At 63.7% G+C, this 20394-nt stretch carries 14 protein-coding genes; 4 read left to right on the top strand and 10 right to left on the bottom strand.

The annotated features are described in order from the left end of the window. Positions 1 to 254: 254 nt before the first annotated feature. Positions 255 to 602, bottom strand: a complete 348-nt coding sequence (locus ACFOEV_RS02360; protein WP_386771212.1) for a glutaredoxin family protein — start codon at positions 600 to 602, stop codon at positions 255 to 257. Then, positions 599 to 2809: a bifunctional 23S rRNA (guanine(2069)-N(7))-methyltransferase RlmK/23S rRNA (guanine(2445)-N(2))-methyltransferase RlmL gene (rlmKL, locus tag ACFOEV_RS02355; RefSeq protein ID WP_386771210.1), complete on the bottom strand. Its 2211-nt coding sequence runs from the start codon at positions 2807 to 2809 to the stop codon at positions 599 to 601. The genes ACFOEV_RS02360 and rlmKL overlap by 4 nt, the downstream gene beginning before the upstream one ends. 256 nt (positions 2810 to 3065) lie before the next feature. Here rlmKL and rmf point away from each other — a divergent pair, with 256 nt between their 5' ends. Then, positions 3066 to 3272, top strand: coding sequence for a ribosome modulation factor (rmf, locus tag ACFOEV_RS02350; RefSeq protein WP_386771207.1), 207 nt, complete (start codon positions 3066 to 3068; stop codon positions 3270 to 3272). Between the two features lie 89 nt (positions 3273 to 3361). Here rmf and ACFOEV_RS02345 read toward each other — a convergent pair whose 3' ends face one another. The 5 genes from ACFOEV_RS02345 to ACFOEV_RS02325 form a co-directional block, all read right to left on the bottom strand. Beyond that, positions 3362 to 4402 (bottom strand): quinone-dependent dihydroorotate dehydrogenase, encoded by a 1041-nt coding sequence (locus tag ACFOEV_RS02345; RefSeq protein WP_386771205.1) that lies wholly within the window; start codon positions 4400 to 4402, stop codon positions 3362 to 3364. Between the two features lie 116 nt (positions 4403 to 4518). Further along, complete coding sequence (locus tag ACFOEV_RS02340; RefSeq protein WP_386771203.1) at positions 4519 to 9357, bottom strand: NAD-glutamate dehydrogenase; 4839 nt, start codon at positions 9355 to 9357, stop codon at positions 4519 to 4521. A 168-nt stretch (positions 9358 to 9525) separates the two neighbouring features. Beyond that, entirely contained in the window at positions 9526 to 10635 is a 1110-nt protein-coding gene (gene trmA, locus ACFOEV_RS02335) for a tRNA (uridine(54)-C5)-methyltransferase TrmA (protein WP_386771201.1), read from the bottom strand. A gap of 15 nt (positions 10636 to 10650) precedes the next feature. Beyond that, on the bottom strand, positions 10651 to 11490 hold the full coding sequence (murI, locus tag ACFOEV_RS02330) for a glutamate racemase (RefSeq protein ID WP_386771199.1): 840 nt from the start codon (positions 11488 to 11490) through the stop codon (positions 10651 to 10653). Then, a complete protein-coding gene (locus tag ACFOEV_RS02325) occupies positions 11487 to 12380 on the bottom strand; it encodes a LysR family transcriptional regulator (RefSeq protein WP_386771197.1) in 894 nt (297 codons plus the stop codon). The genes murI and ACFOEV_RS02325 overlap by 4 nt, the downstream gene beginning before the upstream one ends. Positions 12381 to 12515: 135 nt before the next feature. On the opposite strand from ACFOEV_RS02325, the gene ACFOEV_RS02320 reads away from it, so the two are divergent. Together ACFOEV_RS02320 and ACFOEV_RS02315 are read left to right on the top strand one after the other, a co-directional pair. Beyond that, a complete protein-coding gene (locus ACFOEV_RS02320) occupies positions 12516 to 12938 on the top strand; it encodes a LexA family protein (protein WP_386771195.1) in 423 nt (140 codons plus the stop codon). Between the two features lie 2 nt (positions 12939 to 12940). Next, positions 12941 to 14203 carry a Y-family DNA polymerase gene (locus tag ACFOEV_RS02315; RefSeq protein WP_386771193.1) on the top strand — a complete coding sequence of 421 codons (1263 nt, stop codon included), beginning with the start codon at positions 12941 to 12943 and terminating at the stop codon, positions 14201 to 14203. Positions 14204 to 14228: 25 nt separating this feature from the next. Here ACFOEV_RS02315 and ACFOEV_RS02310 read toward each other — a convergent pair whose 3' ends face one another. Next, positions 14229 to 14777, bottom strand: coding sequence for a hemerythrin domain-containing protein (locus tag ACFOEV_RS02310; protein ID WP_386771221.1), 549 nt, complete (start codon positions 14775 to 14777; stop codon positions 14229 to 14231). Between the two features lie 247 nt (positions 14778 to 15024). Here ACFOEV_RS02310 and ACFOEV_RS02305 point away from each other — a divergent pair, with 247 nt between their 5' ends. Next, positions 15025 to 16368, top strand: a complete 1344-nt coding sequence (locus ACFOEV_RS02305) for a replication-associated recombination protein A (protein ID WP_386771191.1) — start codon at positions 15025 to 15027, stop codon at positions 16366 to 16368. Positions 16369 to 16487: 119 nt separating this feature from the next. Here the strand turns inward: ACFOEV_RS02305 and lolA are convergent, their stop codons facing one another. Together lolA and ACFOEV_RS02295 are read right to left on the bottom strand one after the other, a co-directional pair. Beyond that, the gene (lolA, locus tag ACFOEV_RS02300; protein ID WP_386771189.1) at positions 16488 to 17117 is read right to left on the bottom strand and encodes an outer membrane lipoprotein chaperone LolA; all 630 of its coding nucleotides are present in this window, start codon (positions 17115 to 17117) and stop codon (positions 16488 to 16490) included. A gap of 151 nt (positions 17118 to 17268) precedes the next feature. After that, entirely contained in the window at positions 17269 to 20349 is a 3081-nt protein-coding gene (locus ACFOEV_RS02295; protein WP_386771187.1) for a DNA translocase FtsK, read from the bottom strand. Positions 20350 to 20394 lie beyond the last annotated feature (45 nt).

Raw genomic sequence — 20394 nt, 5'->3', positions numbered from 1 at the left:
GTCATGGCTTACCCCGGTGTGGACTTTCACCACACGGAATGCACGCCTTCGCGGGCGCACTAGGAGCCGCCGTGGCGGCGATCCGGCCGTCAGGCCGGCTTAGGCGGCCCATCCATCGCGCCCACGGGCGCTCCTACACATTGGCGGCGCCCCATTTTCCTGTAGAAGCCGCCGTGGCGGCGATCCGGCCGTCAGGCCGGCTTAGGTGGCCCATCCATCGCGCCCACGGGCGCTCCTATAGGGTGATGGAGCCATCATCTTGTAGGATCTCGCTGCCCCAGAAACCGCCGCCCATGCCGCAGATACGCCCTTTTAGGCTGACTGGCCTGCGCTTCAGCAGTCTCCACCGCTCCTTCATGCAGCCAGCCGCGCTCAGCCAGCCATGCCGCTAGACACTCAGGCTCGAAACCTCGCTCCAGCTCCACGCCATCGGCATCGACAAGCACCGGAATCCGCTCGCCGTAGCGCGCCATCAGGGCATCATCGTCAGCGATTTCGATCCGTTCGAGCATGACCTCAGCCACACTCAAGCTGGCGAGATGGTGCTCGAGCTCGTCGCACAGATGACAACCCAAAGTGGTATACAGCGTCAGCCGGATCATTTCGCCTCCCGGTGGCGAATCAGGAAGCAATGGTGCAGGTCGGGACGGCGCTGGAAATCCGGGTCGAAGGTCCTGGCCGAGATGTCTTCCACTCGATAGCGCTCGGCGAGGACCGGGTCGAGCGTGAAACGCCGCTGATTGTTGGAGAACACCAGGGTTCCTCCGCGCGCGAGCCGCGCCATGGTCAGTTCGACCAGACGGCCGTGATCGCGCTGGATATCCAGCGTCGCCTCCATGCGCTTGGAGTTGGAGAAGGTCGGCGGGTCGAGAAAGATCAGGTCGAACTCGCTGCCCGCTGTCTCCAGCCAGCGCAGGCAGTCGTCGCGCACCACCCGGTGGCGGCTGGGATCGAGTCGATTCAGGGCAATGTTGTCGCGCGCCCAGTCCAGGTAGGTGTTGGAGAGATCGACGCTGACGCTATCGCTGGCACCGCCCTTCTCCTCGGTCCCCAACGCTGCCTGTACCGTCGCGGTGCCGGTATAGCAGAACAGGTTGAGAAAGCGCGTGCCCGGCGCCAGCTCGGCCAGCAGCCGCCGCACCGGGCGGTGATCGAGGAACAGCCCGGTGTCCAGATAATCACGCAGGTTGACCCATAACCTGGCCCGCCCTTCGCGGACCTGGAAACGCTCGCCGCTGGCAGCCTGCTTCTGGTACTGCGCCTTGCCTGCCTGGCGCTCACGCTGCTTGAAGTGGACATGCTCGGCGCGCACGCCGAGCACCTCGGGGATCACGCCCAGGGCATCGAGCAGGCGGCGCTGCGCCTGAGCGGCATCGACGGACTTGGGTGGCGCGTATTCCTGCACATGCACGCGTTCGCCATAGACATCGATGGCCAGGGCATACTCCGGCATGTCGGCATCGTACAGCCGATAACAGCTCTCGCCGGAGCGCTCGAGCCATTTCTTCAACCGCTTGCGATTCTTCTCCAGGCGGTTGGCGAACATCTGCGCCCCTTCCGAGCGTGCCGGTCGGGACGGAGGAGCTTCTTGAGCGGTTTCCGCATCCTGCTCGCCGGCCGTCTCGGGGATATCGATCAACAGCAGCTTGCAGTCGAGGGGGCCGTTCTTGAAGGCGTACTGCTTGGCGGCCCGCAGACCGGTGCGATGGCCGAGGTCCGGGTTGCCGGTGAACAGCGCCAGGCGCCAGCCGGGGAATTGCTGCTGCACGCGGGCACCGAGATCGGCATACAGCGGCACCAGGGCGGGCAATTCGCCCAAACGCTCGCCATAGGGGGGATTGGTGATCAATAGCCCGTTCACGTCGCTGGCAAGTGCCTCGGGACGTTGCAGTTGCCCCACCGAAGCGCCCTTGAACTCGACCAACGCCGGGATGCCGGCGCGCATGGCATTGGCCTTGGCGGCGGCGATCGCCTGAGGGCTCTGATCGAAGCCATACAGTCGCGCCTTGCAGCGCTTGCGGCCGATGCTGGCGCGCGCCTCGGCTTCGCGCTTGAGGTCGCGCCACAGCACCGGATCGTGCCCAGCCCAGCCGTGGAACCCGAAACGCTCGCGCGGCAGGTTGGGGGCGATATCGGCCGCCATCAGCGCCGCTTCGATCGGCAGCGTACCGGCCCCGCACAACGGATCGATCAGGGCCTCGCCGGCCTTGGCCCGAGCCGGCCAGCCGGCTCGCACCAGTAGCGCCGCCGCCAGGTTTTCCTTGAGCGGGGCATGCCCCAGCTCGCGGCGATAGCCCCGCTTGTGCAGGCTCTCGCCGGAGAGGTCGATTCCCAGGGTCAAGCGACCACGATGCAAATGGGCATACAGCCGCAGGTCGGGGTTGCCGATATCGACGCTGGGGCGTTCACGCCCTGCCGTGCGCAAGCTGTCGACCACGCCGTCCTTGACCGTCTGGGCGCCGAAGCGGGTATGGCGAATCTGCTCGGACTGCCCGTGGAAGTCCACCGCCAGGGTGGCATCGGGGGGCAAGTGGTCACGCCAGTCGATCGTTTGGGTGACGGTCTTCACCTGTTCGGGATGATCGATACCATCCTCACGGAACAGACACAGGACGAGGCGATTGGCCAGACGCGACCATAGGCAGGCCCGATAACCGACCTCGAGAGATGCCTCGAAGTGGACGCCGGCCACGGTCGTTTTGGTGACCGTGCCACCGAGCACTTCCAGTTCGGCAGCCAGCAACGCTTCGATGCCCTTGGGACAGGTGGCAAAAAAATTCATTGAATCAGATGGTTGCACGTCGCTCATAAAATTGTTGCTCGGCGCGAACGCCTGCCATATTCCTGTAATTTCGATTTGATAATGGCCTTATGCCAAATCGCTTGTCGACAGCGACCCATATCATGCGCTAGATGTAGATAGAGTAGCTACTGAAAACGCATGCGTTTCTAGTCCGCGGACGCCTCAGGTGTGTGAATGGTCGGATCTTGCCGATCGTTCGCAGTGTTCACCTGTACCCTTAAAACTGCTGGTTATTCATAACTGGTTTAAAAGAGGTCATCCGATGAAACGACAGAAACGTGATCGCTTCCAGCGTGCTTATGTCCACGGTTACAAGGCCGGTATTACCGGTCGTTCCCGTGATGACTGTCCCAGTCAGGATGTCAATATGCGGGAATACTGGATGAGCGGTTGGCGTGAAGGTCGTGGGGATCAATGGGCCGGCATGACAGGTGTCTCCGGCATTCACAAGAACCCCATGGTGATGTGACCCGGCTCACCTTTCACCGATTCCTTTGGTGAAGCCCATTCCAAGGCCCGTGTCTCACCACGGGCCTTTTCAGTGCCTCCGCCGTTTTCTTACACGACTTGAGGGCCCGCCTGTGCCGCCGCCTGTAGCGCCCGGGCACACTCTCCTACCAGCTCCGGCCCGCGATAGATGAACCCCGAATAGAGCTGCACCAGGTCGGCTCCCGCCTGCACCTTGGCGACAGCGTCTTCGCCGCTGCCAATGCCTCCCACGCCGATGATCGGCATGTTCGGCAAGTGGCGGCGCAGCTCGCGAATCACCCGGTTGGACGACTCGAAGACCGGCGCTCCGGACAGCCCACCCTGCTCATCGGCATGGGGCAGGCCGGCGACAGCCTCGCGAGAAACGGTCGTGTTGGTGGCAATCACGCCATCGATGGCATTGGCTTGCAACGACCGGGCAACCAGCGCTACTTCTTCGTTACTCATGTCGGGAGCGATCTTCACCGTCAACGGCACCCCCCGCCCGCTGCTCCGGTCCAACCGCGAGGCCTCCTCTCGTAGCGTGCCAAGCAGTCTGTCCAGGTGTTCGCCGAACTGCAGGTTACGCAGCCCCGGCGTATTGGGCGAGGAGATATTCACGGTGATGTAGTGGGCATGCGCATGCACCTTGCGCAGACCGATCAGGTAGTCGTCTACCGCTTGCTCCACCGGCGTGGTCAGGTTCTTGCCGATATTGATGCCTATCACGCCATCGTAGCGGCTCTCTTTCACTCGCGCGACCAGATGATCGACGCCGGCATTGTTGAAACCCATGCGGTTGATGATTGCCCTTCGCTCGGGCAGGCGGAACAGCCGCGGCCGAGGGTTGCCGTCCTGCGACCGGGGCGTGACCGTCCCCACTTCGACGAAGCCGAAGCCCAGTGCGCCCAGCGCATCGAGATGATCGGCGTTCTTGTCGAGCCCCGCCGCCAGCCCCACACGATTGGGGAAGTGCAACCCCATCAGTTCGACCGGATCGTCGACACGTTTGCCGCCGCCGAGATGGGTGGCCACGCCCAACCGGTTCGCCATGTCCAGTGCCGTGAGGGTCACTCCATGAGCGGTTTCCGGGTCGAGACGAAACAGGAGCGAACGAGCAAGGGCGTACATGGGAGTCCTTCAGAGGATGACAAGCGGCAGACGAAAGCACAGCGATTATACCGCAGGCGGGCATGAACGACGAACCCCGCCGGAGCGGGGTTCGTTGGCACCTTGGTGATCCGGGCTCAGCCTTCGCTGCCGCTCTCGGCCAGGTCGACCAGTTCGCGAATCGCCACCGCGAACAGCGGATAGCTGGGCTGGGTGCCGGAGTGCACCTCGGCTAGCAGGTTGCACCAGCGCTGGTAGCGCGCGGCGTGGTGCTCGATCCAGCGTCCGACACGACTTTCCATATCGCGTGGCGCATCTTCCATCTTCAATACGCCCACGGTCAGCGCCAGTTGCTGACGATCGAGATCGTCACGAAAGGCTTCACGTGCCTGGGCCTGCCAGCTATCACGGACCTCGAGGTCACGGATCTGTTCGAGCACCCTCGGCAACTCGAGGCGATGGCCAACCTCATAGTAGGCTTCGGCAACCCGTTGGATCTTCTCACCCGACTGCTTGGCCGCTTCGATGATGCCAAGCCCCGCATACAGGCTATTGGTGGATGCCACGGCACTCGCCAGCGCTTCAGGCACACCGGCGGCGATCAGCTCGTCGCGCCGGGTTTCCCAGGCTTCACGCTCACCGCCGCGCAGCCGCTTGCCGAGGCTTTCCTGGAGCTGCGCCAGCCGCGGCGCGAAGTGGCCGATGCAGTCCTTCACGGTCATGCCGGAACGCTGGCGCAGGAACCAGCGCGTCGCACGACGCAGCAGGCGCATCAGGTCGAGCATCATGCGGTACTGCACCTGGCTGTCGATCTGGTTGTCGAGCGCTTCGATCTGTTGCCACAGGCTGCCCAGATTGAAGCTGTCACGGGCAATGATGTAGGCCCTGGCGATATCCGCCCGGCTGGCCCCGGTGGTGTCGATCAAGCGGCGCGCGAAGACGATGCCCATATGATCGACCAGGTCGTTGGCAATCTGCGTGGCCACGATTTCGCGCTTGAGCTTGTGATCGTACATCTCGCTCTTGAAGCGTTCGACCAGCACCTTGGGAAAGATTCGCTCGAGATGCTGCTGGACGTATGCGTCGTCGGGGACGTCGGAGACGATCAGGTCGCCCTTGAGCACGCTCTTGGCATAGGAGATCAGCACCGACAGCTCGGGCAGCGTCAGGCCCTCACCGGCATTGGAGCGCTCGAACAGCGTCTCGTCGTCAGGCAGGAACTCCAACTCGCGGTCGAGCTGACCGCTGGCTTCCAGCTCGTTGATGAAGCGGCGGTACGGCCCGAGCCCATCCTTGGACAGAATCTCCGACAGTGACAGCGCCTGGGTCTGGCGATAGTTACCGAGCAACACCAGCTTGGCCACGTCATCGGTCATCCTGGCCAACAATTCGTTGCGCTGCTTGTCGGTCATGTCACCACGCTTGACGATATCGTCGAGCAGGATCTTGATGTTGACCTCGTGGTCGGAGCAATTGACCCCACCGGCGTTGTCGATGAAGTCGGTATTGACACGTATGCCACGGCGGGCGGCTTCTATACGCCCGCGCTGGGTCAGGCCCAGGTTGCCGCCCTCGCCGATCACCCGGCAGTTGAGCTCACAGCCGTTGATGCGCAGGGCATCGTTGGCCTTGTCGCCGACTTCGGTATCGGTTTCGTCCTCGGCCTTGACGTAGGTACCGATACCGCCGTTCCAGATCAGGTCGACCCGCGACTTGAGCATGGCGCGAATCAGATCGTTGGGCGCGAGCCTGTCCTCCTCGATGCCGAACACTTCCTTCATCTGCTGGGAGATGACAATCGACTTGGCGCTGCGCTTGAAGATGCCGCCCCCGGCCGAAATCAGCTTGCTGTCGTAGTCTTCCCAGTGAGAGCGCGGCAACTCGAACAGGCGCTGACGTTCGGCGAAGGACTTGGCCACATCCGGGGTTGGGTCGACGAAGATGTGCAGGTGGTTGAAGGCCCCCACCAGACGGATCTTGTCGGACAGCAGCATGCCGTTGCCGAACACATCGCCGGCCATGTCGCCGATCCCCAGCACACTGAACTCGTCGGCCTGGGTATTGACGCCTATGTCGCGGAAATGGCGCTTGACCGACTCCCAGGCCCCCTTGGCGGTAATGCCCATCTTCTTGTGGTCATAGCCGTTGGCACCGCCTGAGGCGAAGGCATCGCCCAGCCAGTGGCCATATTCCAGCGAGATTTCGTTGGCGATGTCGGAGAAGGTCGCCGTGCCCTTGTCGGCAGCGACCACCAGGTAGGGGTCGTCGTCGTCATGGCGTACCACCGCCTTCGGCGGCACCACCTCGTTGCCATCGAGGTTGTCGGTGACATCCAGCAGGGCGCGAATGAAGGTCTTGTAGCAGGCGATGCCTTCCTGCTGGATGGCGTCGCGATCGCCGTCCTCCGGCAGGCGCTTGCAGACGAAGCCGCCCTTGGCGCCGACCGGCACGATCACCGCATTCTTGACCTGCTGCGCCTTGACCAGGCCAAGGACCTCGGTACGAAAGTCCTCGCGACGATCCGACCAGCGCAGGCCACCGCGGGCGACCTTGCCACCGCGCAGGTGCACCCCTTCCACTCGTGGCGAATAGACGAAGATCTCGTACATCGGCCGTGGCTTGGGAATGTCCGTCACGAGCGCCGGGTCGAGCTTGAAGGCGAGATAGCCCTTGAGCTCGCCGCCGTCACCGGGCTGATAGTAGTTGGTCCTCAGGGTGGCTCGCATCAGCTCGATATAGCGACGGATCAACAGATCGTCGTTGAGACTTGCCACGTCATCGAGCTGATGATGCAGGCGTGCCAGGCAATCCTCGACTTCGGCGTCACGGTTGCCCTGTTCCGGATCGAAGCGCAGCTCGAACAGGGTCACCAGCTCCCGGGTGATCTCGGGATGATTGGCCAGCGTCGTGGCGATATAGAGCTGCGAAAGCCCGAAGCGGATCTGCTTCAGGTAGCGGGCATAGGCCCGCAGCATGGCCACTTCGCGCCAGCTCAGATTGGCGCCGATGATCAACCGGTTGAAGGCATCGTTTTCCGCTTCTCCGGTCCAGATGCGCTTGAAGGCGTCGACAAAAGGCTCGCGCATCTCCTGCAGATTGACGACCTCGCTGGTGTGGTGCTCGAGATCGAAATCATGAACCCAGTAGCTGCCGTCGCTACGCTCGATCTGGTAGGGCCGTTCACCGATGACCCGCAGGCCGAGGTTCTCCATCACCGGCAACACGTCGGACAACGGAATCGGCTGCTCCTTGTGGAACAGCTTGAGGTTGACGCCGTCGGCCTCTTCCTCCACCAGGCGGTACAGCGACAGCGACAGCGGTATGCCTTCGTCGAGTTCCCCGATATGGTGGATATCGTAGACGGCGGTGCGCGCCGTGAAATCCTCCCGATAGCCGATGGGGAAGGCATCGCGATAGAGATCCATCAAGCGGTTGGCCTGCTCCTCGCCGAAGCCTTCGACCATGGCGGCCTGCAAGTCATCGCGCCAGTTGCGCGCCAGGTTGGCGACCTTATGCTCGAGATGCTTGAGATCGTACTCGACCGGCGTCTCGCCATTGAAGCGCAGGACCAACTGGATACGCGCCAATATCGACTCGGACAGATAGGTATTGAAGTCGCCGAAGGTCGCATCGAGTTCCTCGCACAGCAGAGTCTGGATGCGTACGCGCAGATCGGTGGTGAATACGTCGCGCGGCACGAACACCAGGCACGAATAGAACTTGCCGAAGCGATCCTCGCGGATGAACAACCGTACCCGGCGCCGTTCACGGATATTGAGAATGCCGATCGCGGTCCGGGTCAGTTCATCGATGGGTGTCTGGAAGAGGTCGTCGCGCGGGTAGACATTGAGAATCTGGCGCAACTGGTTGGCGTCATGGCCGTCGGGGCTGACCCCGGCCGTTTCCATGACCGCCTGGATCTTGCGTCTCAGCAGCGGAATATGCCGCGGCGAGTCGTTGTAGACGGTCGCGGCATATAACCCCAGAAAACGCCGCTCACCGATCACCCGCCCGTTGTCATCGTAACGGTCGATCGAGATATAGTCCGGATAGGAGGGACGATGCACCCGGGCATGGTAGGCGCTCTTGGCGAACGACAGCAGTTGGGGCACCAGCACATAGCGATCGCCGTCGACCCCCTGGTCATTACGGATACGTTCTCGATAACGCGGCTGCTCGAGCCTGAACACGCCCAACTCGCTGCCGGGTTTCTTGCGCAACTCGTCACGACCGTCGACGTCGACCACCTCGTACTCGTCGTACCCCAGGAAGGTGAAATTGTCAGCGAGCAGCCATTCGAGGAAGGCGATGGCCTCCTTGTGGTCCCCGCTGTCGACTTGCTTGGGCCGCTTGGCCTTGAGTTCCTTGAGCGCCTCATTTACCCGCTCGCGCATGGGCTTGAAATCGGCCACCGCGGTACGCACATCGCGCAGCACGTCGTGCAGGCTGTTTTCGAGATCCTCCAGTAACGCCGGGTCGGAGTGACGATCGATCTCGATCCAGATCAAGGACTCGCGGCCTTCAGGAGCGTCCTTGTCGCTGGGGCGGGCCAGCGCTTCCAGCCGGTTTTCGGCATCACGTCGGGTCGCCAGCACGGCATTGTGAATGGAGTGCACGGTGATGCCGCGCCGGTTGAGCTCGATGCGCACGGAATCGACCAGGAACGGCATGTCCTTGTGCAGTATTAACACTTGGGTATGGGTCGACTGCCAGCCATGTCCTTCGAAGTCAGGGTTGTAAACGGATACCTTCGGTGCCGCCGGCTCGTGTGTCTGGATGTAGTGCCAGATGGACAGGGTGGCACCGTAGATGTCATCGATTCGGCGCTCGGCCAAGTCTTCGATGGATGCCCGGGAATAGAGAACCGCGGCGAACGCCATGACCGACTCGACCTTGTCGTCGGGAAGCCGTTTCACCAATTGCTCCTGGAGTTGGGCAAGAAGTTCCTGCTTGCCATCGATTGCAACGTGTTGCATCAATCACCTCGGCTCGAGCCGATCGCACCCTGCGACCGGCGGGATGTTCAAGAGCGCGATCCTCGCGACCGCACTGGACGTCAGCTTACTGCAGCCCGGTGCCCGCCCCCACCGAATTGACCCTTTGTCATGGAGCATGTCAGTTACGCATCGTCTCTTGACTTTAGATCAGTCTTGACGATGCTCCAGCAAGACGCCGCATTCACAGTGATGCGTCCAGGGAAACTGATCGAACAGCGCAAAGCGCGTGATGGCATGAGTGTGCTTGAGCTGCTCCAAGTTATCCGCCAGCGTATCGGGGTTACATGAGATGTAGACGATACGCCGATAATCGCTGAGCTGTTCGCAACTGCGTGTGTCGAGGCCGGCGCGCGGCGGGTCTACCAGGACCGTAGAGAAATCGTAGTCGTCCAACCCCATCTCGGCCACTCGACGGCCGCCCTTCTCGCCCTTCAGCGCCGCTGCGAACTCCTCGGCGGACATCCGTGCCACGCTGGCGTTGTCGATATCATTGGCCGCCAGGTTGGCCCTCGCCGAGGCCACCGACGTACGCGAGATCTCGGTGGCCAGCACACGCCGAAAGTTCTCGGCCAGCGCGACGGTGAAGTTGCCATTGCCACAATACAGCTCGACCAGATCGCGATGCCGGCTGTCGCGGGTCACATCCCTGGCCCAGCCCAGCATGGCCTTGCAGATCTCGGCGTTTGGCTGGGTAAAGCTGTTCTCGACCTGCTGGTAGACGAACTCACGGCCCTCCACCGTCAACCGCTCCCAGACGTGATCGCGGTCGAGTACCCGGCGCTGCTTGCGTGAACGGCCGATGATCGACACCCCGAGTGTGGTTTGCAGCGCGCGGGCTTCGGCCTCCCAGGTATCGTCCAGGGGCTTGTGGTAGATCAGGGTGATCAGCGCCTCGCCGGCCAGTGTGGTCAGGAATTCGACCTGAAACAGCTTGCGCCGCAGGACGGGGATGTCGCGTACGGCATCCAGCAGGCGCGGCATCAATTCATTGATGCGCCGACTGGCCACCGGATAGTCGTCGAGGCGAATGACGGTCTTCTTCTTCGGATCGAGGGGATCGACCTCGAACATGGCATAGAAGAGATCGTCGCCCTCATGCCAGATCCGGAACTCACAGCGCATGCGGTAATGGCTCGCCGGCGAGGCATGCACCTCCAGCGGAGGTGGCGCGAAGCGTGCGAACTGAGCGGTGATACGCGCCCGCTTGGCTTCGAGTTGCTCGTCATAGCGGGCGGGGTCGACAACGGGTACGGCCACAGAGTCTCCTTGCGGTCAAAGGTCGGCATCAATGAAAGTCGGCGAACCGTCCGGCACCGGTGAGGTCTGCTTGCCTGGCAAGGGCACCTCGAGATACCGCGGTGCGGCGAAACCGTATGCCGCGAGCGCCGACGCCAGCCGCGCCTCGGGGCCGGTGACCCAGGCAGGTCCGGGGCCGTTCAGAGGGGCGGGGCGTATCACCACTTGCGCGACGCGACGGGCGATGGCATCACCGGAGTCGATCCAGGTGACCGGGCGCGGTGCAGCGGCCTCCAGGGCTTCACGCAGCAACGGAAAGTGCGTGCACCCGAGTACCACGGTGTCGAGTTTGGCATCGTCCCACAACGGTGCCAGGCAGTTCGCCATCATCTGCTGATCGAGTGCCCCGCCGACCAGCCAACGCTCGGCTTGTTCGACCAGGGGGTCGGCGGCCAGGCGCAACACCCGGCAGTCGGCGGCGAAGTCGTCGATCAGGGCCTGGGTATAAGCCCGATTGACGGTGGCCGAGGTCGCCAGCAGGGCGAGGTGGCGGCTACAGCTCAGCCGGGCGGCCGGCTTGATCGCCGGCACGGTGCCGACCACCGGCACCGCCAGCCGCTCGCGCAAGGCATCGAGCGCCAGGGTACTGGCCGTGTTGCAGGCCACCACCAGGACGCTGGCACCACTTTGACGCACCGCGGTCTCGCATACCGATACGATGCGCGCCACCAGCCAGTCGTCATTCTTGGTGCCATAGGGCAGCATGGCATCGTCGCAGACATAGGCCAAGGCCGCGCCGGACAAGCGTTGACGCAGGGCGGCGACCACCGACAAACCGCCGACGCCGGAATCGAAAATCAGGATCGGTCCCCTCATGCCCCTTTCTCCGTAAAGTGCGCTAGCAAGGTGTCGATAAGCACCCGCAACCGTGCCGGCATCAGCTCGCGTTCGGCGTACAGCAGGTACACGCCCAGCGGCGCGGGACTGAACTCCTCCAATACCCGCACCAAACGTCCCCGCGCCACTTCCGGTTCGCCGAGGAAGGCCGGCTTCTGCACCAATCCCATGCCGCGTGCGGCGGCCTCGGTCAGAGCGCGGCCGTTGTTGCAGGTCAGCACCGGTCGATAGCGAATGCGCTCGGGCTTGCCATCGACCAGCAATGTCCAGCTTGGTCCATTGCGCTGCAGGCTGTAATGCAGGCAGCGGTGGTGTGCCAACTCACGCGGGTGGCGCGGCGCGCCATAGCGTTCGAGATAGTCGGGCGATGCATAGACATGCATCGGCATCGCCATCAGCGGGCGGGCGATCAGGCTGGAATCCTCCAGTTCGCCGATACGCACCACCAGGTCGAAGTCCTCGGCCAACAGATCGACGCGGCGATCTTCCAGGACAACATCGAGCGCCACCGCCGGATGCTTCTGCTCGAAGGCCTGCAGGGCCGGGATCAGCTCGCGCACCCCGAAATCCAACGGTGCCGAGAGCCGCAACCGGCCGCGGATCTCGCCACGCTGCTCACCTAGGCCGGCTTCCAGCTCGTGCAGTTCGTCGAGCAAGCGCCCGGCCCCCTGCAGGTAGCGCTCGCCTTCGGCGGTGAGCTGCAGGCGACGCGTGGTCCTCACCAGCAGGCGGACCCCCAACTGTTCCTCGAGGCGTGCCACCTGCTTGCTGACCATGGCATTGGACAGCCCCAGCTTGCGCGCGCCGCCGGCGAAGCTGCCCGCTTCGACCACGGCTCGAAAGATTTGCATCGCCTGCAACCGATCCATGTCGATCGTATCCTCACTACCCGGACGTTGCGCGCATTCTACCTCACCTGGCAACGCGACCCGAGCAATGCTTGCCCATGAACCGAATACTGTTTATTTTTACAGTTATAGGTTCGTTTCCCTTCGGAGATCGCGATGCGCATGATGTCACCCGCCCCACCGTCACCACCACTGCCCCTGCGGCGTGGCGCCAGCGGCTTCCCTTCGCCCGCTGACGACTACCTGGACGCACCGCTGGACCTGCACCGCCACCTCGTACCACGACCGGCTTCGACCTTTTTCATGCTCGTGGAGGGAAACACTCAGGCCAGCGCCGGTTTTCAGCACGGCGACCTGCTGGTGGTGGACCGCTCACTGACGCCACGGCCAGGGCACTGGGTGATCGCCGTCATCGAGGGCGAGCTGTGCCTGCAGCGCCTGGAGGGTACGCACCAGCGCCTGTGGCTGCGCCCGACCGAGCCGGATGCGGATCGACTGCCACTCGACGACGAGTGCCGACTCTGGGGCGTGGTCAGCCACGTGATCCATGATCTGCAACACCCGCTCCGGGAGCCTTGAGGATGTTCGCGCTGGTCGACTGCAACAACTTCTATGTGGCCTGTGAGCGACTGTTCGCACCCCATCTGGAAGGTCGTCCGGTGGGCGTGCTGTCCAATAACGATGGCTGTGTGATCGCCCGCTCCGAGGAGTTCAAGGCGCTCGACATTCCAATGGGCATTGCCACCCACAAGATCACTCCGAGCCTGCGTCGTCAGGTCACCCTGTGCTCTTCCAACTACGCTCTCTATGGCGACCTGTCGGCGCGGGTGCAGGATGTGCTGGAGTCCCGTATCCCGGGTCTCGATCCCTACTCGATCGACGAGTGCTTTCTCGACCTGTGCGGTGTGCCAGGCGACCTCGAGGCCCTGGGGCGGGAACTGATCACGGCGGTGGCCTGTAAGGTGGGATTGCCGGTATCGGTGGGCATCGCTCCCAGCCGCACCCTGGCCAAGCTGGCCAACCGGTGCGCCAAGCGTCAGCCGGCACGCCCCCAGGTATGCGTCTGGCACGATGCCAGGGCACTGGATCTGGAGGCCCTGTTACGTGAGCTGCCATTGAACGGCATCTGGGGAATCGGGGATCGCTTACAGGCACGCTTGGCCGGCCAGGGCATCGTTACGGCTTCGGCGCTGCGCGATGCGCCCCACGACTGGCTGCAGCGCCGCTTCGGCGTGATGGTGGCACGCACGGCCCGTGAACTCGCCGGCATGCCTTGCCTGCAACCCCAGGAACTCGAGACGCCGCGACGCAGCGTGCTGTGTTCACGTTCTTTCGGCAAACCGCTCGGCGATCCCGGGGACATTCGCGCGGCGCTGCGCCATCGTTGCCAGCGCGCCGGCGAGAAGCTGCGCCGCGGCGATCTCCAGGCCCGCACGCTGGGTGTCTTCCTACGCACCAATTCCTCGCCGAGCATGCCCCAAAGCCGCACCAGTGCGTGGGCCGACCTGCCCTTTCCCAGTGCCGACACCCTGCTCCTCAACCGGTTCGCTCAGGCGTTGCTGGCCCGACTGTGGCATCCCGGTATGGCCTACCACAAGCTGGGAGTCATGCTTGGCGATCTGGTACCACGGCGTCATCACCAACCGTCGCTGTTCGATGGTAGCGATCCTCTACGCCAGGAACGCCTCATGGCCACCTGGGATAGTATTCGACAGCGCTTCGGCTACGAGGCACTGACGCTCGGCGTACAAGCCGCCAGCGCCGCCTGGCAGATGCAGAGCCGACGACGTTCACCCTGCTATACGACGCGCTGGCGAGACTTGCCCCGCGTCGGCAGCCGATGAGGCTCCCTGGCAAGCCCAGGTTGGTTCAAGACACGACAGGCTCGGGTGCACCACGCAATTCGGCATAGAGCTCCGGGTAGGCTTCCTGCAGATACTCGAGCTTGGCGGCGGCCCCTTCGGGTAGCGCCGCAGCCAGGCGCTGAAGATCGTCATCGTCGAAATGCTCGCGAATCAGCGGGAAGAGCTCCTCGCGCTCATCGCGTAGGTACGCACGATGGGCATCGAGATAGGCCTTCAGGTCCTCGGCGAAGCGATCCATGGGCACCACGGCATCCATGAGGATCATGTCGAGATCCTGGGACAGACGCATCAAACGCTCATGCAAGGCACGGTAGTCGCTGGCAAGACGACAGCTCAGTTCCCTGGCTTGAGGAGCCCTGGCTAGCAACTGCTCGCTGCAGATCCGTTCCAGGGGGACAGTAAAACCATCCATGTAGTCGAGGATGTAGTCGACCACCTCACGAATGAGCTGGAAGTCGGGACGTTCGCCGGCGGCGAGCGTCTTCTGCTTGAGCTGCAGGACATGCAACAGGCGCGCCATGTTGGCATGGTCCAGGCGCAGTTGAGTCAGCATGGGCATGGCAGGGCCTCCTCTGCTGGCGTAAGAAGGGCAAACGATGGCTTGTATTGGATTCGCCCGAGAAGCTCAGGTTCAACGGCGGTAACAAAATACTACGTTCGCCGTTCTGCGAGCCTTGGATGTATAACCCTAGTGCCTCCGCCAACATTGTGCCATCGCCTAAAGTCGTAGAAAGTAGCTCAAGTCAAGTAAAGTCCTCGAAATCATAGTCCCAAGCCTCAAGAGTCACCGGAGTCGATTCATGGATCTCTTCAGCCAGCAACAGTCCCAGGACAGCGCCCCTCTGGCCTTCCGCATGCGCCCGCGGCGGCTAGCCGACTATGTCGGACAGGATGCCCTGGTCGGCCCCGGCAAGCCGCTGCGGCGCATGGTGGAAATGGCCACGGTACGCTCGATGATCCTGTGGGGGCCGCCGGGGGTAGGCAAGACCACCCTGGCAGAGATTCTGGCCAATGAATCGGGGGCCGAGTTAGAGCAGCTCTCGGCGGTGATGGCTGGAGTCAAGGACATTCGCGCGGCGGTCGAGCGTGCTCGCCTGGCCCAGTCCCAGGGGCGCAGCACCCTGCTGTTCCTCGACGAAATCCACCGTCTCAACAAGAGTCAGCAGGATGCCCTGCTGCCACATGTGGAATCGGGATTGCTGACGTTGATCGGCGCGACCACCGAAAACCCGTCGTTCGAAGTCAATTCGGCGCTGCTGTCCCGCGCCCGGGTCTACGTGCTGAAGCCCCTCGGCGAGGACGAGCTGCTGCAGGTGCTGCAACAGGCCCTCAGCGACCGCGAACGCGGCCTGGGGAGCCGCGAGATCCATGTCGAAGACGACGTGCTGACCACTCTCGCCCGCGCCTCCAGTGGCGATGCTCGCCGCGCCCTGGGGCTGCTCGAGACCGCCTGCGACTTCACGATCCCCGAGGGTGAAGGGGAACGGTTGCCCCGGGAAGCCCTGGAAGAGATCATCGGCCATCGGGCCAGTGCCTTCGACAAGCAGGGCGATCATTACTACGACCTGCTCTCGGCCATCCACAAGTCGGTGCGTTCGTCGCGCCCGGATGCGGCGCTGGTGTATATCGCCCAGTTCGTGCAGGGCGGCGGCGACCCCTTGGATGTGGTGCGTCGTCTGGCCGCCATCGCCTCGGAGGACGTCGGCAATGCCGATCCCCGCGCCTTGCCACTGGTGATGGCGGCCTGGGACGCCTTCCTGCGCCTGGGCGACTACGAGGGACAACGCGCCATTGCTCATGCGGCGATTCACCTGGCGGTGGCCCCCAAGAGCAACACCATCGACCGTGCCTGGAAGCAGGCCAAGGCCGCGGTCGCCGAGCACCCCGACCTCGAGGTGCCCACCTACCTGAGGAATGCGCCGACCAAGCTGATGGCGAGCCTCGGGCATGGCGAGGGATACCGTTACGCTCATAATGAGCCCCATGGCTACCCCGCCGGCAGCTCACATGACTGCTGGCCCGCCGGAGTGCCTAGGGTCGATCTCTACGTGCCCAGCGAATACGGCCAGGAAGCGCGTTTCAAGCAGATCATGGATTGGCGCGCCGAGCTGGATGACCAGGCCGATGAGGGCGGCGGCGCGTAGCGCCGAGCCGTAAGCCGTAAGCCGTAAGCCGTAGACAGCCTACCCCCGTGGCCGGACCAGCCACGGGGGATTCTCTTACGGCTTCAAGCTTATCGCTTACAGCTCCCGGCGAAGCCGGGTCACCGTGACTCGCGGATCACATCGGCGCCATCAGGAATATCGAACACGAAACGCGAATCATCGATGCTGGGGTTGTATTCGACGTCGTTGAACTCGATGGCGGTGCGCTGGCCAGTGCTGTCGGTCATCTGCAAGTACCCCAGACGCTCGCTGTAGAAAGTCATCTTGAGCTCCTCGAACAGGGTGTCGGCCCCGCGTGGCGTCAAGGTGAAGGTCTCCGCCGAGCCCTGTTGCTGACGGGAAACCCGGTAACTGTCGGTGAGTTCGGAGGCACGCCCCGAAAGCAGCAGGGCCGGGGTATGGGTGACCCGGGTGTCCAGCGGCTGGATGGTCACCTGCTCGAGGTCGGGATCATGCAGATAGACATCGTCGCCGTCGGATACCACCACCTGCTGATAGGGTGCCTCCACCTCCCAGCGGAACTTGCCGGGGCGAGACAGCCACATCTGGCCGTGCGCTTCCTGGAGGCGCTGCCCACTGCTATCGAGAATCTGTTGCTCGAAGGTCGCCGCGTAGGTATTCAGCGGCTCGAGCAGGCGTGACAGACGCTCGGCCCCTTCATTGGCGGCTGCAGCCAGCGGTGTGATCACGGCCAGCGTCAGGGCCATCAGCGATGTCTTCAGTTTCATGTTCACTCCCTAGTGGCCACGATGGGGTCGAGATCGGCTGTCGTGACCGGCATTGATTCCCGAGGCATTGACCTCGGCCAGCCACGCCGGGTTGCAGCCCCGACGCGGCTTCCTCGATTGCTGCATATTGCGTGATCGTGGTAGCGGCGCTTCAGTCCCCACCGACAGGCGGTGGCGCCAGCACCTCGCGGCTACCGTTGGTGCCCATCGACGACACCACCCCCGCGCTCTCCATGGCCTCTACCAGGCGGGCGGCACGGTTGTAGCCGATCTTGAAGCGGCGCTGTACGGCAGAAATCGAGGCGCGACGCGATTCGGTGACGAACATCACCGCTTCGTCATACAGGGCGTCCTGCTCGGCATCGTCACCATCGCCGCCCCCTTCGGCCTCGAGGCCGGTCAGCGCCTCGGCGGATACACCACCGGAGAGAATCTCGTCGATGTACTCCGGCTCGCCACGACGCTTCCAATCCTCGACCACCCGGTGTACCTCGTCATCGTCGACGAAGGCCCCGTGCACACGCATCGGCAGGCCGGCGCCGGCGGGTAGATACAGCATGTCGCCATGCCCCAGCAGGTTCTCGGCACCGCCCTGGTCGAGGATGGTGCGCGAATCGACCCGCGACGACACCTGGAAGGCCATGCGCGTGGGAATGTTGGCCTTGATCAGGCCGGTGACCACATCCACCGAGGGGCGCTGGGTCGCCAGGATCAGGTGGATGCCGGCGGCACGCGCCTTTTGCGCCAGACGCGCGATCAACTCCTCGACCTTCTTGCCGACGATCATGAACATGTCGGCAAATTCGTCGATCACCACCACGATGTAGGGCAGTTTTTCCAGCACCGGCGGCTGTTCGTGCATCTGCCAGGGCTGCGGCTCCCAGAGCGGATCCGCCACCTGGGCACCGGCACGCTCGGCCTCGTCGAGCTTGCCGTTGAAGCCGGCGATATTGCGCACCCCCATGGCCGCCATCAGCTTGTAGCGGCGCTCCATCTCGGCCACGCACCAGCGCAGGGCATTGGCGGCTTCCTTCATGTCGGTCACCACCGGGGCCAGCAGATGCGGGATGCCATCGTAGACCGACAGCTCGAGCATCTTGGGGTCGACCATGATCATGCGTACTTGGTCGGGCGTGGCCTTGAGCAGCATCGAGATCAACATGGCGTTGACCCCCACCGACTTGCCCGAGCCGGTGGTCCCCGCCACCAGCAGGTGCGGCATCTTGCCCAGGTTGGCCACCACCGGGGCGCCTCCGATGTCCTGACCCAGGGCCAGGGTCAAGGCCGAATCGGCGTGCTGATAGCGGTCGGAATCGATCACCTCGCGCAGACGAATCATCGCCCGGTGCGGATTGGGAATCTCGATTCCCACCGTGGGCCGGCCGGGAATGATTTCCACTACCCGCACGCTCTTGACCATCAACGAGCGCGCCAGGTCCTTGGCCAGGTTGCTGATCTTGGACACCTTCACGCCGGCGGCCGGTTTGATCTCGAAGCGCGTGATCACTGGCCCCGGCCAGGTCTCGACCACCTCCGCCTTGACGCCGTATTCGCGTAGCCGGGTCTCCAGCAGTTCGGCCATGTCGGCAAGCTGCTGCTGCGTATAGTTGGGCTGGTGGGCCTCGGCCGGCGTCAATAGGCGCAGCGATGGCAACTCACCGTCGGGGTCCGGCAGATCATCGAACAGCGGCCGCTGGTTCTGCAAGTGCTCCACGGTCCACAAGGTCGGCCCTTCGGGTTCATCGGCCGCCGCTCGCCCCTGCTCTGCCGTGGCCTGGCGCGGTGCGATCGAGGGCGTCACGTCCTCCTCGTCGTAGCCGGCCGTATCGTCGCTGTCTTCCGCCGATGGCACGGCCGGCTCGTCGGTCTGTGGCCACCCCAGGCGTGGCTCGTCCTCGGGATCCTCATCCCAGTCGGCATCGCCCCAGCTCACCAGACTCGGTTCGCGCTTCTTGTCGCTACGGGCCGGAGAATGGGGCGAGGAGCCCGACGATGCCCAGGCGACCGGGGCCGGCTCGGAGTCCTCCTCGGGCTCGGCGGTGGACGCTGGCTCGGATGCCGACCCAGTCGATGCCCCGGTCATACCCGGTGTCATGTCGTCACGCTCGGCATGCAGCGACATGCCCGCCCAAGCCGGCTCGTCATCATCGGGAAGCACAGGATCGGGGACGGTTTCCGGCACACGGCGCGAGGCGGGCTCCGGTGTCGGGGCCGTGGGCTCACTTGCCTTGCGGCTGGGCACGGTGCGACGGCCGGCAACGCCGCCCTGCACGCTATAGGCGGCCTCGGGGCGCGCCTTGGCCGATGGGGTGCGAGCCGGCACGTCCCAAGGGATATCGGTCCCCCCTTCGCTCCCGAGCCGAGGTTCACGGCGCATCTCGATGGCGGCGAGCCCGTTGGCCTCATCGAGATCGACGCTCGACACCTTCGCCTGACGATGCCAAGGCATCAGCCGTCGCCACCAGGACGGGGCGCCGTCCTCATCATCGACCGCGTTATCCGATTGCGGCGCTTCTTCACGGGACGCAGGCATCGCCTCCCGACGGGCCACCAACTGCTCACGCGCACCGCCTAGCAGGCCCCAAGTCCGAGCAAGCAAGCGATACGCTCGATGTCCGACTTCATCCATTACCGTCAGCCAGGAGAGTCCCGAGAACAGCGGAAAGCCGCACAGCAGCGCCACCAGTGCCAGCAAGGTGGTGCCATGAGTGCCGACCAACGGTACCAGGCTGGCCACCAGGCCTTCACCGAGGATGCCGCCCGACGCATAGGGCAACCCGCTTTGCGGGTTGTAGAAATGCAGGGCGCCGAGGGTGGTGGTCCCCAGCAGCAACAGCATCAGGCCTCCCGAACGGACCGCCAGCGCCGTGGCATCCCATTCAAAACGCACCTGACGCGAACGCACCAGTCGCCAGGCAGCAAACCCCAGCATGCCGGGCCACCACAGTGCACTGGCGCCGAACAATGAGTACAACACATCGGACAGCCAGGCACCGATCGGCCCCATCCAGTTGTCGACCCGGGTTTCCGGGCCGCTATGCGACCAGCCCGGATCGGCTGACTGGTAACTGAACATCGCCAGCAGCAGGAACACACAGGCCGCCAGCAACAGGATCACCACCCCCTCGCGAGTGGCCCCTTGCAGGCGCAAGCCAAAGCGCTTGGCCTTTTCCTTGGCCTGGGCCGCCGATACCCGACGCCCCCCACTTCCGGTCTTTTTCTTGACACTCAAGTGGCCATCCCCCTTGCGCCACGAACGGCGTCTTCCGTGGTCCAA

It is taken from the genome of Litchfieldella rifensis, from assembly GCF_042646605.1.
GTDB lineage: Bacteria > Pseudomonadota > Gammaproteobacteria > Pseudomonadales > Halomonadaceae > Litchfieldella > Litchfieldella rifensis.
This window is presented reverse-complemented; position numbering and strand designations above follow the sequence as displayed.

Bases quoted from the DNA above. Each gene is read 5' to 3' on its own strand.
- ACFOEV_RS02360 (WP_386771212.1), bottom strand. From the start codon at position 602: ATGATCCGGCTGACGCTGTATACCACTTTGGGTTGTCATCTGTGCGAC.
- rlmKL (WP_386771210.1), bottom strand. From the start codon at position 2,809: ATGAGCGACGTGCAACCATCTGATTCAATGAATTTTTTTGCCACCTGT.
- rmf (WP_386771207.1), top strand. From the start codon at position 3,066: ATGAAACGACAGAAACGTGATCGCTTCCAGCGTGCTTATGTCCACGGT.
- ACFOEV_RS02345 (WP_386771205.1), bottom strand. From the start codon at position 4,402: ATGTACGCCCTTGCTCGTTCGCTCCTGTTTCGTCTCGACCCGGAAACC.
- ACFOEV_RS02340 (WP_386771203.1), bottom strand. From the start codon at position 9,357: ATGCAACACGTTGCAATCGATGGCAAGCAGGAACTTCTTGCCCAACTC.
- murI (WP_386771199.1), bottom strand. From the start codon at position 11,490: ATGAGGGGACCGATCCTGATTTTCGATTCCGGCGTCGGCGGTTTGTCG.
- ACFOEV_RS02325 (WP_386771197.1), bottom strand. From the start codon at position 12,380: ATGGATCGGTTGCAGGCGATGCAAATCTTTCGAGCCGTGGTCGAAGCG.
- ACFOEV_RS02320 (WP_386771195.1), top strand. From the start codon at position 12,516: ATGCGCATGATGTCACCCGCCCCACCGTCACCACCACTGCCCCTGCGG.
- ACFOEV_RS02315 (WP_386771193.1), top strand. From the start codon at position 12,941: ATGTTCGCGCTGGTCGACTGCAACAACTTCTATGTGGCCTGTGAGCGA.
- ACFOEV_RS02310 (WP_386771221.1), bottom strand. From the start codon at position 14,777: ATGCTGACTCAACTGCGCCTGGACCATGCCAACATGGCGCGCCTGTTG.
- ACFOEV_RS02305 (WP_386771191.1), top strand. From the start codon at position 15,025: ATGGATCTCTTCAGCCAGCAACAGTCCCAGGACAGCGCCCCTCTGGCC.
- lolA (WP_386771189.1), bottom strand. From the start codon at position 17,117: ATGAAACTGAAGACATCGCTGATGGCCCTGACGCTGGCCGTGATCACA.